Origin of the sequence: Flavobacterium coralii (assembly GCF_019891545.1) — a bacterium.
GTDB classification, from domain to species: Bacteria; Bacteroidota; Bacteroidia; order Flavobacteriales; family Flavobacteriaceae; genus Flavobacterium; species Flavobacterium coralii.
Map to the genome: position 1 here is coordinate 198,619 of NZ_JAHDIU010000001.1, position 14,202 is coordinate 212,820.

The 14,202-nt window shown below is 40.6% G+C and carries 21 protein-coding genes; 14 read left to right on the forward strand and 7 right to left on the reverse strand.

The genetic code is table 11. The features are described from left to right. Positions 1-88: 88 nt before the first annotated feature. Genes KJK34_RS00915 through KJK34_RS00955 form a run of 9 tightly spaced genes read left to right on the forward strand, consistent with a single transcriptional unit; the run spans position 89 to position 5,597 of the window. Complete coding sequence (locus tag KJK34_RS00915) at positions 89-508, forward strand: DM13 domain-containing protein (RefSeq protein WP_223051965.1); 420 nt, start codon at positions 89-91, stop codon at positions 506-508. Positions 509-510: 2 nt separating this feature from the next. Then, positions 511-1,404 carry a hypothetical protein gene (locus KJK34_RS00920; RefSeq protein ID WP_223051966.1) on the forward strand — a complete coding sequence of 298 codons (894 nt, stop codon included), beginning with the start codon at positions 511-513 and terminating at the stop codon, positions 1,402-1,404. A 5-nt stretch (positions 1,405-1,409) separates the two neighbouring features. Next, positions 1,410-1,844 (forward strand): YHS domain-containing (seleno)protein, encoded by a 435-nt coding sequence (locus tag KJK34_RS00925; protein WP_223051967.1) that lies wholly within the window; start codon positions 1,410-1,412, stop codon positions 1,842-1,844. Positions 1,845-1,870: 26 nt separating this feature from the next. After that, positions 1,871-2,329 carry a YHS domain-containing (seleno)protein gene (locus KJK34_RS00930; protein ID WP_223051968.1) on the forward strand — a complete coding sequence of 153 codons (459 nt, stop codon included), beginning with the start codon at positions 1,871-1,873 and terminating at the stop codon, positions 2,327-2,329. An 8-nt stretch (positions 2,330-2,337) separates the two neighbouring features. Then, a complete protein-coding gene (locus KJK34_RS00935) occupies positions 2,338-2,724 on the forward strand; it encodes a DoxX family membrane protein (RefSeq protein WP_223051969.1) in 387 nt (128 codons plus the stop codon). A gap of 2 nt (positions 2,725-2,726) precedes the next feature. Continuing rightward, entirely contained in the window at positions 2,727-3,215 is a 489-nt protein-coding gene (locus KJK34_RS00940) for a DinB family protein (protein ID WP_223051970.1), read from the forward strand. Further along, complete coding sequence (locus tag KJK34_RS00945; RefSeq protein WP_223051971.1) at positions 3,202-3,912, forward strand: NRDE family protein; 711 nt, start codon at positions 3,202-3,204, stop codon at positions 3,910-3,912. The genes KJK34_RS00940 and KJK34_RS00945 overlap by 14 nt, the downstream gene beginning before the upstream one ends. A 3-nt stretch (positions 3,913-3,915) precedes the next feature. Then, entirely contained in the window at positions 3,916-4,950 is a 1,035-nt protein-coding gene (locus KJK34_RS00950; RefSeq protein WP_223051972.1) for a D-alanine--D-alanine ligase, read from the forward strand. Next, a complete protein-coding gene (locus KJK34_RS00955; protein WP_223051973.1) occupies positions 4,947-5,597 on the forward strand; it encodes a hypothetical protein in 651 nt (216 codons plus the stop codon). Before KJK34_RS00950 ends, KJK34_RS00955 begins: the two co-directional genes overlap by 4 nt. A gap of 56 nt (positions 5,598-5,653) precedes the next feature. On the opposite strand, the gene KJK34_RS00960 is transcribed toward KJK34_RS00955, so the two are convergent. The 7 genes from KJK34_RS00960 to KJK34_RS00990 form a co-directional block, all read right to left on the reverse strand. Beyond that, the gene (locus KJK34_RS00960) at positions 5,654-6,073 is read right to left on the reverse strand and encodes a hypothetical protein (protein WP_223051974.1); all 420 of its coding nucleotides are present in this window, start codon (positions 6,071-6,073) and stop codon (positions 5,654-5,656) included. A gap of 6 nt (positions 6,074-6,079) precedes the next feature. Then, positions 6,080-6,436, reverse strand: coding sequence for a YciI family protein (locus KJK34_RS00965; RefSeq protein ID WP_223051975.1), 357 nt, complete (start codon positions 6,434-6,436; stop codon positions 6,080-6,082). 257 nt (positions 6,437-6,693) lie between these two features. After that, positions 6,694-7,080: a Crp/Fnr family transcriptional regulator gene (locus tag KJK34_RS00970; protein ID WP_223051976.1), complete on the reverse strand. Its 387-nt coding sequence runs from the start codon at positions 7,078-7,080 to the stop codon at positions 6,694-6,696. A 156-nt stretch (positions 7,081-7,236) separates the two neighbouring features. Further along, a complete protein-coding gene (locus tag KJK34_RS00975; protein WP_223051977.1) occupies positions 7,237-8,298 on the reverse strand; it encodes a WD40/YVTN/BNR-like repeat-containing protein in 1,062 nt (353 codons plus the stop codon). A 13-nt stretch (positions 8,299-8,311) separates the two neighbouring features. Next, complete coding sequence (locus KJK34_RS00980; RefSeq protein ID WP_223051978.1) at positions 8,312-8,548, reverse strand: hypothetical protein; 237 nt, start codon at positions 8,546-8,548, stop codon at positions 8,312-8,314. A 53-nt stretch (positions 8,549-8,601) separates the two neighbouring features. Beyond that, positions 8,602-9,450 carry a helix-turn-helix domain-containing protein gene (locus KJK34_RS00985; RefSeq protein WP_223051979.1) on the reverse strand — a complete coding sequence of 283 codons (849 nt, stop codon included), beginning with the start codon at positions 9,448-9,450 and terminating at the stop codon, positions 8,602-8,604. 60 nt (positions 9,451-9,510) lie between these two features. Continuing rightward, the gene (locus KJK34_RS00990; RefSeq protein WP_223051980.1) at positions 9,511-10,431 is read right to left on the reverse strand and encodes a LysR family transcriptional regulator; all 921 of its coding nucleotides are present in this window, start codon (positions 10,429-10,431) and stop codon (positions 9,511-9,513) included. 95 nt (positions 10,432-10,526) lie between these two features. On the opposite strand from KJK34_RS00990, the gene KJK34_RS00995 reads away from it, so the two are divergent. Genes KJK34_RS00995 through KJK34_RS01015 form a run of 5 tightly spaced genes read left to right on the forward strand, consistent with a single transcriptional unit; the run spans position 10,527 to position 14,193 of the window. Beyond that, positions 10,527-11,969: an NADP-dependent isocitrate dehydrogenase gene (locus KJK34_RS00995; RefSeq protein WP_223051981.1), complete on the forward strand. Its 1,443-nt coding sequence runs from the start codon at positions 10,527-10,529 to the stop codon at positions 11,967-11,969. Next, complete coding sequence (locus KJK34_RS01000; protein ID WP_223051982.1) at positions 11,932-12,138, forward strand: hypothetical protein; 207 nt, start codon at positions 11,932-11,934, stop codon at positions 12,136-12,138. Before KJK34_RS00995 ends, KJK34_RS01000 begins: the two co-directional genes overlap by 38 nt. After that, a complete protein-coding gene (locus tag KJK34_RS01005) occupies positions 12,128-12,388 on the forward strand; it encodes a hypothetical protein (protein ID WP_223051983.1) in 261 nt (86 codons plus the stop codon). The genes KJK34_RS01000 and KJK34_RS01005 overlap by 11 nt, the downstream gene beginning before the upstream one ends. Next, entirely contained in the window at positions 12,388-13,224 is an 837-nt protein-coding gene (locus KJK34_RS01010) for a DUF6671 family protein (protein ID WP_223051984.1), read from the forward strand. Before KJK34_RS01005 ends, KJK34_RS01010 begins: the two co-directional genes overlap by 1 nt. 6 nt (positions 13,225-13,230) lie before the next feature. Next, complete coding sequence (locus tag KJK34_RS01015) at positions 13,231-14,193, forward strand: L-threonylcarbamoyladenylate synthase (protein WP_223051985.1); 963 nt, start codon at positions 13,231-13,233, stop codon at positions 14,191-14,193. The last annotated feature ends 9 nt before the right edge of the window (positions 14,194-14,202 follow it).

Consider the following 14,202-nt stretch of genomic DNA (forward strand, 5'->3'; position numbering starts at 1 on the left):
TTTTACTGACTTTTTTATACCGGATGTAAAGTAGCCGACAAATTGCTGTTTGCCGATGAAATAGCTTTGTATCATTAAACCGGATGATATGAAAAAAGCTGTTTTTTTATTTGCATGTATATTCACCCTCATATCATGTGAAGAAGAGGGCGAACTCACAGGGTCGCTTCCACCCGTTGCAATAGATGAAACTGCCACTCCGTTGTTTGAAGGCAGCTTTGAACCCACTTCTGGTATTAATGCAACTGGTAAAGTGAAGATTTATCTTGAAAACGGCGCACATAGGCTCGATTTTGAAGATTTAAACGTATCAAACGGCCCTGACCTTAAAGTGTACCTTTCTACGGCTGCTTATCCGCAACAGTTTGTAAACCTCGGTAACTTTAATGCTAATAATGTTTATACCATCCCGCAGGCAGTAAATGTTTCAGATTATTCCCATGTGCTTATACACTGCCAGCAATACAACCACCTGTTTGCTTATGCACCATTACAACCAATACAGTAATTATGAAACGCTTATTCCTGTTATTTGTTTTTATGGTTTTACAATCGGTAGCGGTTTTTGCTCAGGGTTGTAGTGATGCCGGTATCTGCTCTTTAGACAGTTACGTGCATGATAATGAAACGTTTAAAAATATTATTACGATAAGTCCGGGTTATGGCGTAGGAGATGCAGATGTAACTTATTTAACCGGAGCGTTGTCTTACACAAGGATTGTAAACCCGAAATGGACTTTAAACGGCAGGGTTACTTATTCTCAAGCTGATGGTAGTTTTGGTACCCGTGGGCAGTTTGGAGATGCTTTTGCAACCGCTGCTTACACATTTAAACAGAAAGAACTGAGCCGTTGGATAGTAAATTTTGGCGCTAAGTTTCCGTTTACACAGTCTAACCTCAAAATAAACGGATTCTCCTTACCGATGGACTATCAGGCAAGCCTCGGCACTTTTGATGCGCTTGCGGGGCTAAATTATGTATATGCTTCTTTAAGCCTTTCTGCTTCCGTGCAATACCCCGTAGTAAACATCAATAAAAACTCCTACATAGCTGAATTTTCAGGAACTGATGATTTTAATACGACCAACCTTTTCGAACGTAAGCCTGATGCGCTGCTTAAAGCGGAATATAATTACAACACAGGCAGGTTTAATGTAAGGCCATCTGCATTATTTATTTATCATTTGGGTGAAGATACCTATGAAGATATTTTCGGTAACAGACAGGATATATATGGTTCAGAGGGATTAACAGTAAACGGGGCTTTGGAACTTACATACAGTGCTGATAATAGAAACAGCATAGAGCTTTTGGCGGCTACACCTTTTGTGGTACGCGAAGAACGCCCTGACGGGCTTACAAGGGGTTTAGTACTAACCATTTCTTATAACTATAAATTTTAAAAAACATGAAAAAATTAATTGCACTAATGCTCCTGCTTGCAGCACTGCCGGTTGCAGCCCAACAAAAAGTAAATACCGATAAGCACGGTATAGCGGTTTCAGGTTATGATGTTGTCGCTTATTTTACAGAAAATACAGCCCGCAAAGGCAATAAAGACATTTCTTTTGAACACGAAGGGGCGACCTATCTTTTTGCTACTGAAGCTAACCGCAAGCTGTTTAGAGAGAATCCTGAAAAGTACCTGCCACGTTTTGGCGGCTGGTGTGCCTATGGTATGTCCGAAGGGTATAAAGCATCTGTAGACCCGAAAGCCTTTACAGTATATAATGGCGTACTCTACCTAAATTACAGTCTTGGGGTAAGGGAAGAATGGCAAAAAAATAAAGATGCCCGTATTAAAAAAGCCGAAGCCAACTGGCCTGCGGTATCACAAGAATAATTCTCACACTTTAAACTATTTATAAAATGAAAAAGTATATTTTTTTAATCGTGGCATTTTTATGTGCCTGTGCTGCCGAAGCACAAAACAAGGATGTTAAGCATTATAACCTGGAAAACAAATTAGCCATACAGGGCTATGACCCGGTTGCATATTTTACTGCGGGCAAAGCTGTAAAAGGTAAAAAAGAAATTACCGTTACACACAATGGCGTTTTTTATTATTTTTCATCTAAAGCTAATAAAGATGCATTTGTAAAGAACCCTGCTCAATATGAGCCACAATATGGAGGGTGGTGTGCCTATGCTATGGGCAGCAACGGCGAAAAGGTAGAAATAGACCCGGAGACCTTTAAAATAATTGATGGCAAGCTGTACCTGTTTTACAATGCCTACTTTAATAACACACTGAAAAGATGGAATAAGGACGAGAAGAACCTGAAAAAAAAGGCAGATGCTAACTGGAAAAAAATCACCGATAACTAACCTGCACCATGAAAAATATCTTTATTTGGGTATTAAGGCTTACAGCAGCCATAATACTATTGCAAACCCTTTTCTTTAAATTTAGCGGTGCACCCGAAAGTATCTACATTTTCAGTACGCTTGGTGCAGAGCCTTTCGGCAGGATAGCCTCGGGTATTATAGAACTTATAGCTGCTATTTTAATTTTAATACCAAGATATACCCTTTTTGGTGCACTTGCCGGGGCAGGAACTATGGCAGGGGCAATAATGGCACATTTATTTATCCTTGGAATATCGGTGCAGGGTGACGGCGGAGAGCTGTTTGCGCTGGCGCTTATAACTTTCTTTTGCTGTGCTGTGCTGGTTTACGTAAATAAGAATAAATTACTCACTATCTTTAAAATAAAAAAATAAGTATGCTTTTCCAGTCTGTTACACACAATCTTTCGCAACTTTCGGTGCTCCTGCAGCAAATGACCGATGAATTTTATACTATGCCCGTAACAGAATTAGGAGGGGCATCTGTAGGCGAACACATAAGGCATATTATAGAACTATATGAATGCCTGCTGAGCCGCTATGATGAAGGTGTAGTAAATTATGACGACCGTAAACGCGATAAAACCCTGCAAAGTAGTAAAACAGCTGCATCAGATCGTATCGATGTTGTATCAGTCGCTTTATTAAAACAGAATAAAAAGCTGATACTCCGGCAAATGGTTGGCGGCAGCATTATGGAGTTTGAAAGTAATTATTACAGGGAACTCCTGTATAATTTTGATCATACCATACACCATCAGGCATTAATAAAGGTAGCACTGATCAATATTAAAGATATTGCGATATCAGAAGATTTTGGTGTGGCTCCTTCAACTTTAGAATACAGGAAAAATGTGCACGGTTAGTTTTGTAAGGGCAAATAGTAAAGTAATCATTACTTCTAACCGCGATGAAAGGCGGGAGCGCCAGCCGTTGTTAATGCCACAAAGCGCACTTATAAATAACAAAAAAATATTTTTCCCGAAAGACCCTCAGTCAGGAGGCACATGGTATGCAATTGATGAGTTTGCCAATGTAGTGGTGTTGCTCAACGGGGCAGCCGGTAAGCATGAGCTAAAGGCACAGTACCGCAAAAGCAGGGGGCTTATTGTTTTAGAGATTATAAGTAAACCCTCGCCATTTGCTTATTGGAAAATTTTAAACCTTACAGATATCGAGCCTTTCACCATTGTTTTGTATGAAAAAGGAGATTTATTTCAGCTGCGCTGGGACGGACATATAAAAGAGGTCTATGTTCTAAATGCGGATAAAAGTTATATATGGTCATCGGCTACATTATATAATGATAAAGTAAGGCAGCAACGCGAAACATGGTTTCACGAATTTCTTGCTTCGGTAAAAGATATTAGCCCGGCTTTGGTAAGGGATTTTCACCAATTTACCAATGCAGAGGATAAACGGAATGGACTTGTTATAAACCGCGCCGAAGGACCTGTTACGCTCAGTATAACACAGACTGTTATAGAAGCCAATAAAGTAGATTTTGAATATACAGACCTGATTGAAGATCATAGTTATACCAAAACATTTATATCAGTTTAAAATTTGAGACTCTTTATACATAAAATACGGCATTGGGAATATTGGCCTTTTTGGGCGCTGTATTTTCCTGTTTTTTTTATCTGGGCCTGGTATTCATTAAAAGCGCGTAACCTGTTTTTCTTTAATGCAGCCAACCCTGCCATGCGCAACGGTGGTTTTATTATGGATAGCAAAATGCAGATATACAACCAAATGCCTGCGGGCTGCTATCCTAATACAGTACTAATTCCTGCAAATGCTGTTTTTAGCGAAGTAAAACAATTGCTGAGTCTGGAAAAAATAGTTTACCCCGTTATTGCAAAGCCCGATATGGGGCTAAGGGGCAGCGCTGTAAAAAAAGCTGACAATGAAGCGGTATTAGAAGCCTACCACCAAAAAGCAAGGTTTGACTATCTTGTGCAGGAATTTATACCTTATCCTAATGAGGCAGGGATATTTTTTGTGCGTTTTCCGGGCGAAGACAGGGGAAGGATTACAGGTATTGTTGCCAAAGAGCTGCTTACAGTTACAGGCGATGGTGCATCTACTATTATGCAACTCATAAAAAAAGACCCACGTTTTGAAATGCAGTTGAACACGCTTATGAAAGAAATGGGGTGGAGGCTAAACCAGATACCACAAACAGGTGAGAAGGTTAACCTTGTACCATTAGGCAACCATTGTCGCGGCGCAAAATTTACCGATGCAAGCCACCTTATTTCAGATAAGCTGAACGATGTAATTAATGCTATTGCTCTGCAAATGCCCGATTTTTACTTCGGTAGGTTTGATGTTATGTTTAATAGCTGGCAGGAGCTTGAAGGTGGTATAAACTTTAGTGTTGTAGAAGTTAACGGGGCCGCGAGCGAGCCCACTCACATTTACGACCCTGAACATAGTATTTTCTTCGCATGGAAAGAACTCATAAGGCATATTGGCTATATGTTTGAAATAAGCTCACAAAACAATCGTAGGGGCATACCTTACCTTTCCTTTTCTGAAGGGGTGGAGCAATACAGGCAGCACAAAAGGCTTGTAAAACAGTATGAAAAGCTATGAAGCCGAAGCTTAAAAATAGTATGGCAGGCTTTATGGTCAGTTTTATTGGCTCGATGCCATTAGGGTATCTTAATGTTATAGGTTACGGTATATATAAAGAGTACGGAGCTTTTGCACTTACAGAATACCTCTGCGGTATCCTTTTGGCTGAAGCCTTTTACCTTTATGGCATACTGTACCTGCTGAAAGACATAGGTTTAAAAAGCGGACTCATTAAAAAGCTTGGTATTGCAAGTATAATATTCCTTTTGTTACTGGCTTTCTTTTACTGGCCTTCATCGCAAAACTACCAAAATGATGAGTATGCCCCGGCAAAAATAATTGTAATACCTTTTTTGACGGGCTTAGTACTCAACGCTCTCAATTTTGCACAAGTACCGTTTTGGGCAGGATGGAACTTATATCTTTTAAGCAATAAATCGGTAGATTTTACGGCTAAGCTCAAACACTATTTTGTTGCCGGTGCAGTTACGGGTACCTTTTTGGGTATGCTGACGCTGGTTTTTTTACTAAGCGCAGTTCCCGAAAAAATTATAAGCCCTTCCGTCCTGCAATATACCTATCCATTTATTTTTATTGCGCTTGCGGCATACCAGTTATTTAAGCTCCTGCGATTGTTTTATAGCGGTAAAAATATTTCTGTATAATAAATAAAGGGTTGCCTCAATTTAGATAGGCATGCTAAATAATTGAGGCACTCTTTTTAATTTTTAAAATACCTTTTGTCTTTGGCAACATATGCTGCAAAGCCGAGCAAAGCTCCAAAAACCAGTATGTTCCTGAAGAAATTAACCATTTCGAGTTCCTGTTCTTTTGCAGTATTTCCTGTCATGGCAGTAGTAATGCTTTCCAGCCCGGTAGCCCGTGGCAGGTGTACCAGTAATGCCATCAGCAATACATAAAGCGCCATCAATGTATAGGCAAGCTTATCATATTTTGCTGTAACCGCACTTACTATAAATGCAAGGATGCAAACCATCGTAAAATAGTTCCAAAAGTATGGAAACGGCAGATAATCGGGAACAAAATCAGCACCAACATCCGGTTTGAATATATGCAGGCCTACGTATATCAGGAAGGATAACGGAAATATATACCTCCCCAGTTTTAAGACACGTTCCATTATACCTTAATTTAAAGGGAATTGTATAAGAGGCCTTATCTCTACGTTGCTTTCCGGATATTTGAGTATCGGGCAGTCTTTAGCCCAGCTTTGGGCTTCTTCTATATTTTCTGCCTTGCATATCAGGTAACCTGAAACTAATACGGTGTTCGCTTCTTTATGGGGTGTGTTGGTAATTTCACCATTATGATGAATTACTGTTGCATCATACTGTACAGGCGCTGTAGATATTAGTTTGCCCTGCAGGGCAATATTGCCTATCCAGGCTTGCCATTGGGGCATCTCTGCTGCCATGTCTTCGGGCTTTGCCAGATAACCGTTGTCGGCGCTCGCATTTCTGAAAATCAGGATAAATTCTTTCATCGTTACAAGAGTTTAAAGTTTATATAGCAAAATTGCATAAACCTTAAACCAAAAAAGATGACAAAAGTCTACACTTTACAGTTTGGATTTCAGCCTGCTGAAAACATCTTTATTGATACCGAGATATGAGGCGAGTGTTTTACTTGAAATCCGGTTTAAAAGATAAGGGCGGTTTTGCATCAGCCATTTAAGCCGCTCCAGCGCGCTCATTGAAACAAATGTATTTATCCTGTAAACCGAGTTTAGATATGACTGTTCTAGGATCTGCTGATAAGCAACATTAAATTGCTGCACTTTTTGCACCAGTAATGCAAAGTTATCTTTACTGATGCACAATAGCTGGCATGGTTCAATAGCCTTGATATTTTCATTAGCAGGGTTTCCGGTGGTAAGCTGTGCAGTTCGCTGCACCAGTTGTCTTCTATAATTAAATCCCTGATGTTTTCATTCATATCATCATCATGAACAAACACCTGCAGGCAGCCGCTAACAATAAAATAGATATGGCTACATGTTTTTCCGCTTGTAAGTATCAGCTCATTTTTAGCAACAGTTAAAGGTTCAAAATGGCCTAATACAAAATCAAGATTCTCCGGATTTTCACCCAGCCGTTTCCTTATGTGTGCCTCAAGAAATTCCTTCATGTTATACCAATTTTATAATCAATGGTTTGGCTGTTGTTGCATTTGGGAAAGGTAGCTAAAAATCTGGTTAAAATTTAGTTTGTATGCATAAATAAATACAGCAATAGCAGTCGCTATTGCTGTATACTAACTAAACTAATTTACACACACTGAAGTTTACTCCTCTAACTTAAAAACATTTACACCAATAGAGTATCCGTATATTTCCTTACCTTCTCTGTATATCCTTATTTTGTTGCAGGCAGTGCCCAAATCTATGGGTTTCCATGTTTTGCCGCCATCAAGTGTTTCATAACCGCTTCTCATTGTTCCCACATATCCGTGATTTTCGTCTATAAACCCTACACCAAACTCCCGTGCCCCGGCATCTTCCACAAGGTTTATTTCCTGCCATGTGTTGCCGCCATCAGTAGTTTTGGCAACACGCTGCTGTTTCACATCAGGGTTAGGGTTATACGATTGTATGGTAACATAACCTGTTTGGGGTGTTGGGAATGATACCTTCCAGGTAGTTTCAAAAGGCCTTTCCGACTGGTACACTTTTTTCCATGTCAACCCACCGTCAGTTGTTTTTAATATAAGCGCGTTAGATTGTGTGATGTCAGCATTGCTGGCAGCACAGGCGATACCGTTATTTTTATCAAACATTTTAATATCAAACAACATTTTGCAGTAATCGTCAAGGCTTTTAGATGTCCATGTCTCGCCTCCGTCATGCGATATCATAATGTTAGCAGGGCTGCCCACACGGCCAACAGCATAAACATGGTACTTATAATCTATTTTACCGTGGTTAATATACTGTTCCTTTACAATATCTATTGCACACAGTCCCTTTACATAGGGGCCTTTATAGGCTACAGGTTTCCATGTTTGGCCGCCATCAATAGTTTTATACAATGGTATTGTATCGGTAACATTAGGGAAATAATCAGTACCCACTGTTCCTGCAAAACCTGTTTTATTGTCTATAAAGGCAATAGTCCTGAAAAAGGAGCCTTTCTGTTCCAGTACTTTCTGCCAGGTTTGGCCACCGTTAGTGGTTTTAAATATTTTGCCATAACCGTTTACATACCAGCCTTCATTTTTGTTGATAAAACATATATCATCCTGCTTTCCGGCATAAGGTTCTGTATCAAGTTTTTTCCATTGCAGTTGCTGTGCAGCCAACAAGTTGCAGGATGCTAAAAATAATAATATAAATAATTTCTTTATCATGGTTTGTTATGGTTTATTTGAAAAAGTTGAGCAGGGATAAAACAATCAGTGTCATTGCGGTTATAACTTCTAAAAGTAATATAGCCTTTTGCCATAATGGCTTTTCACCCCATGCCTGTTTGGTATCAAAAGGATCAAAAGCAGGAGCAATTCCAAAATAAATGAGGGCATCCTCTTTTTCATCGCTAAATATAAGCTTGTAGCACCCAAAGAGGATAAAAGCAATGTGTAAAAATCTGTTATACATCATAATACATAAATATTATCGATGTAAAAGTACAGATGCCTGAGAGTGTTTATTTGTCAAAAATTGCTAATTTGTTTAAACCGGAAAGTTGGCGCCAAACCATATTGTTTTTTATATGCTTTGCTAAAGCTGGCAATATCGGCAAAGCCTGAAAGGTAGGCAGTATCAGTAACGCTGCTGCCTCCTTTAAGTAACTCATCGGCAAAAGAAAGCCGCTTTTTAAGGATGTACTGATAGGGTGAAAGCCCGAATGTTTTCTTGAACAGCCGAATAAAATGGTAGCTTGAGATATTTGCTTCTCCGGCAAGTGTGTGTAGTGTTATATCTTCTAGAAAATGGCTGTCGATATAATTACGTGCGTCATTTATAAAACTATACAGCCTTAGCCTGGTTTCCTCTTTTACTGCATCAAGTCTGTTAATGCGGGTGTAAATATCCATGCGGTCTTTCAGCATGCATTCTGCAAGCATATAAAACAGTTCTTCCGTTTTTGTAGCAGTATGGTTTAATAACGGCTGGAGGCGGCTGAATGCAATGCCCAGATTGGTACCGGCAGCATTATATTTTGTATAAGCTTCTTTACCCTTTAAAGTAAAGCTGTTTACATTATGATTAAAATGATAACCAGCCACTTCATCTATAAGTTCCGGAGCAAGGTCTATGCAAATTCCTTTTACGGGTATATAGCTGTCTATGGTTATAGATGATTCTGCCGCTGCATTACCTAAAAGGTACATGTTTCCGGTAACCTCTGTTTTTTTGCGTCCTGAATGATAAACCTCTTTGCCTGCTATTACAAACTTTGCAGAGAAAGGTGTAAAAGTCGTTGTACCCTCAAACTGTTGTACGTTAGAGAGGCGTATGTCACTATTGCCATATTTATAAATACTTTTAACTGAAAACATACTATAAATATACTACTGAATAAGTAGCAAACCTGTAAAGTTTGTTACAATAAGTAAAAATTAATACTGCTCATACCAGTTAAATTTATCGGCTATAATACGTTGGGTATGTTCGTTAAGATATTCAAGGTAGGCAGCAGCGGCAGGCGAATGGTTCTTGCCCTTCATCCATATAAGCGTCCATTGTGTGGTAATGGGTAATCCTTTTACATTAATAATCTGCAGGTCTTTATTCAGCAATTCGTTACGTAAGCCTATAAGCGGCATAACTGAATAACCCATACCGGAAATAATGGCCTGCTTAACCGCCTCGTTCGATTTTAGTTCCATCTTTTTAAGAAAGCGTATATTGTTGCGGCTAAGATAGTTCATCATGGTTTGCAGCGTGCCTGAGCCATCTTCCCTGAAAATAAGCGGAAGGTCTTTAAAAATAGTAGTAGTGTTCTCTTCAGGAAAAGCCCGCTCGGTATTACCTACAAGATATAGCTTGTTTTTAAGGAGTTCCATTTTCTCAATTTCCAGCTTGGGCGGCAATACCGACACCAGTGAAAAATCGACATCGTTACGGCTGAGGCTTTCTACAACATCACGTTTATTGGTAACATCCATTACCAGTTCTACCTCAGGGTGCAGTTTCAGGAAATCCGAAAGAAAATAAGGCATTACATATTTACCGGTTGATACTACAGATATTTTTATACTCCCCGTAAGTAACCCTTTATAGGCAGCCGTTTTATAGTTAATGGCATAAACCTGTTCTATTATCCTTTCGGCAGAAGCAGCGATTTCTTTTCCGAATTCGGTTATATAAATTTTTCTTCCAACAATCTCCGTCAGCGGCATATCAAACTGCGCCTGAAAATTTTTTAGCTGTATAGAAACTGCCGGTTGAGTAAGGTGCAGTTCTTCAGCCGCTTTTGTAATGCTAAGTGTTTCAGCTATTTTCAGGAAAATCTGCAACTGGTTTAGTGTATAATTCATAAAAATATTTAATGATTACTATATCAAATATAAATAAAAATTTATGAACATCGCCCTTTAACTTTGTCCCTGTACAAATCAAAAAATTTTCAATAATGAGTAAGAAAAAAATTACTGTAGCAAAAGGAGACGGCATTGGCCCGGAAATTATGGATGCAACTTTAAGCATAATTATGGCCGCCGGAGCCCAGATTGAAATTGAAGAGATTGAAGTAGGAGAAAAAGTTTATTTATCCGGTAATACCGCGGGTATTGCCAAAGAATCCTGGGATGTGATAAGGAGAAACAAAGTTTTCCTTAAAGCGCCTATAACCACGCCACAGGGCGGAGGCTATAAAAGCCTTAACGTTACAACCCGTAAATTTTTGGGGCTGTATGCAAACGTTCGCCCATGCATGAGTCTTTCACCATTTGTGAAAACCAAGCACCCTGACATGGATTTGGTAATTATCCGTGAAAATGAAGAAGACCTTTATGCCGGTATAGAGCACCAGCAGACGGATGAGGTGGTGCAGTGCCTTAAGCTTATAAGCAGACCCGGCTGCGAAAAAATAGTACGCTACGCTTTTGAATATGCAAAGCAGTACGGCCGTAAAAAAGTTACCTGTTTTACAAAAGACAACATCATGAAGCAGACAGATGGTTTGTTTCACCAGGTTTTTGATGAGATAGCAAAAGAATATCCTGAAATAGAGAACGAGCACTGGATTATAGATATAGGCGCAGCCAAAATGAGCGATACGCCCGAGGCTTTTGATGTAATTGTAATGCCTAACCTGTATGGCGATGTACTGTCTGACATTGCGGCTCAAATTGCGGGTTCTGTTGGTTTGGCGGGTTCTTCAAACATAGGCGAGGAGTGTGCCATGTTCGAGGCAATACACGGCTCTGCACCAAGAAGGGCAGGACAAAACATGGCAAACCCTTCAGGCTTGCTGCAGGGTGCAATTATGATGCTTAACCACATTGGCCAGCCTGAGGTTGCCGAGAAGGTACAGAACGCTTGGCTTAAAACAATAGAGGAAGGCATACATACTTATGACCTGTATAAAGAAGGCACAAGCACAAAGCTGGTTGGCACAAAAGAGTTTGCCGAAGCTGTAATAGCTAACCTGGGAGGTAAACCAAACCAGTTAAAGCCTGTGAGCTATAAAGTGGGCGACAGCATAAAACTGCCTAAGTATGTGCGCAGGCAGCCTGCCAAAAAAGACCTTAAGGGAGCCGACCTGTTCGTGCACTGGGGAGGTACTAATCCTGATGAGCTTGCAGCAATGCTAAAGCCGATTGAGAGCGAAGATGTTAAACTGACCATGATAACCAACAGGGGTATTAAAGTTTGGCCGGAAGGTTTTGAAGAAACTTTCTGTACAGACCACTGGCGTTGCCGCTTTAAAAACAAGAACGGCGAGAACATCAGCAAGCAGGATATTATCAGGCTGCTTGGCGAGGCAGATAATAAAAATATAGATGTGGTAAAAACTGAAAACCTGTACCAGTTCGATGGAAAAGATGCTTACTCTCTTGGGCAGGGCCAGTAAACAAATAAAAGTAACAGAAAGTGGGTTGTTAGTTTTGATTTCTTTTTTTATTGGGGCGGCAGCTTTGCTGCTGCCCTCTTTTAACCCGCTGGCAGCAGAGTTAAAGCCCGCTTTGCTGATTCTTGGTTGTTGTTTAATATTTAAAAATGTAACCACTAATGGAAAATAATTATAAACTCATAGAAGGAGATTTTTCAGTAAACGATGCCAGAGAGGTGGTATCGAGCCTATTGGAATATAAAATACAATTTCATAACAGGTTAAGCTTTAGCCACGAAATTAAAAAAGGTACACCCGATGAGCATTCTGTTAAGCGCAGGGAAGAGCTTATGCAGGAAAAAGAAAGGTTTTTGCAACACCTTGCCACCCTTGGCAGCGATGCTACTGTATCGATAAAAGCCGAAATCATTGTTAGCTGATGTTTAGCAACCGCACACTGCTTATTGTAACAAAACACCGCAAAGAACAGGTACTCGCCCCGCTTTTTGAAAAGGCGCTGGGCGTTAAGTGTATTGTTGCTGATAAGTATGATACGGATACATTAGGCACGTTTTCGGGCGAAACAGAGCGTAAAGACGATACCATTATTACGGCACGCAAAAAATGTAATGAAGCAATGGACTTATACGGCTGTGACCTTGCCGTGGCAAGCGAAGGATCTTTCGGGCCGCACCCTGCCATATTTATGGCTCCTGCCGATGATGAGCTGGTACTGTTTACCGACAGGAAAAACGGGCTCGAAATCTACGCAAGGGAACTTTCCTTGCATACAAACTTTAATGCATCAGAAATTAAGAGCAGGGAAGAACTGGATGCTTTTTTAAACCGTGTAAAGTTTCCTTCGCATGGAGTAATACTTAAAAAGGCACAGCAAAGCACAGAGGGAATGGTAAAAGGGATTACTGATCCTGACTTGCTTTATCCGCTGTTTGACAGCCTGCTGGCGCAAAACGGCAGTGCTTATATAGAAACCGATATGCGGGCCATGCATAACCCCACCCGTATGGAGGTTATTGCTACTGCCGCTGAAAAGCTGGTTGCTAAAATAAGTTCGCTCTGTCCGCAATGCGGTACTCCCGGCTTTGATATCACCGCAGCAGAACCCGGCCTGCCCTGTGGGCAGTGCAGGTATCCTACTGCATCCGTATTAAAATATGTTTACTCTTGCAGTAAGTGCAGCTATATAAAAGAAGCGCTTTATCCTCACAATAAGAAATTTGAAGACCCCATGTATTGTGATATGTGTAATCCATAATAGTTTATGACAACCAAGATAACAAAAAATATAGATACAGCCGCCGCAGCATTGCAATCAGGTAAGGTTGTGGCAATACCTACAGAAACGGTCTATGGGCTTGCAGGTGTTATATATCAACAGGAAGCCATTAGAGATATTTACAGCATAAAAGAAAGGCCAAAAGCAAACCCGCTTATTGTGCATACCTATTCTGCTGATACTTTACCGGAAATTGCCCATGATATTCCCGAAGCAGCTTACAAACTTGCAGACGTATTCTGGCCCGGGCCGCTCACACTCTTGCTGCGAAAGAAAAGCAACATACCCAATAATGTTACTTCAGGGCTTGATACGGTTGCTGTAAGGGTACCATCACACCCGGTAACGATCTCTTTACTCCGCACACTAAAGCAGCCGCTTGCTGCCCCCAGTGCCAACCCATTCGGGCGAATAAGCCCCACAAGTGCAAGGCATGTTTTTGATTATTTTGATGGTAAGATACCTTACATACTGGATGGCGGCACGTGCAGTGTGGGAATAGAATCTACCATTGTCGGGTTTGATGAGGGAGTTCCGGTAGTGTACAGGCATGGAGCCGTTACTGCAGCGCAGGTAAAAGACGTTACAGGAAATGTTACAATAAAAACAGCTTCAACCAATACGCCAAAGGCACCCGGAATGTACCCGAGGCATTATTCTCCGCGTACGCCACTTGTTGTTACCGATGATATACAAAAGGCTTTGGCAGGTTTTCGCGGATTAAGCACAGTAGTTATAGGGTACAGCAGGATGTGCAGGGACTTGATAGCTGAAAAAAAAATTGTGTTGCCCGAAAGCGGCAATTTCGAAGAGGCCGCCGCAAAGTTGTATGGAACCCTGCACTATGCCGACAGTATCAATACCGATATCATTATTGCTGAAAAGTTTCCTGAAAAAGGGCTTGGCAGCGCTATAAACGACAGGCTTATCAGAGCCTCAAAAAAATAGAAACATAAC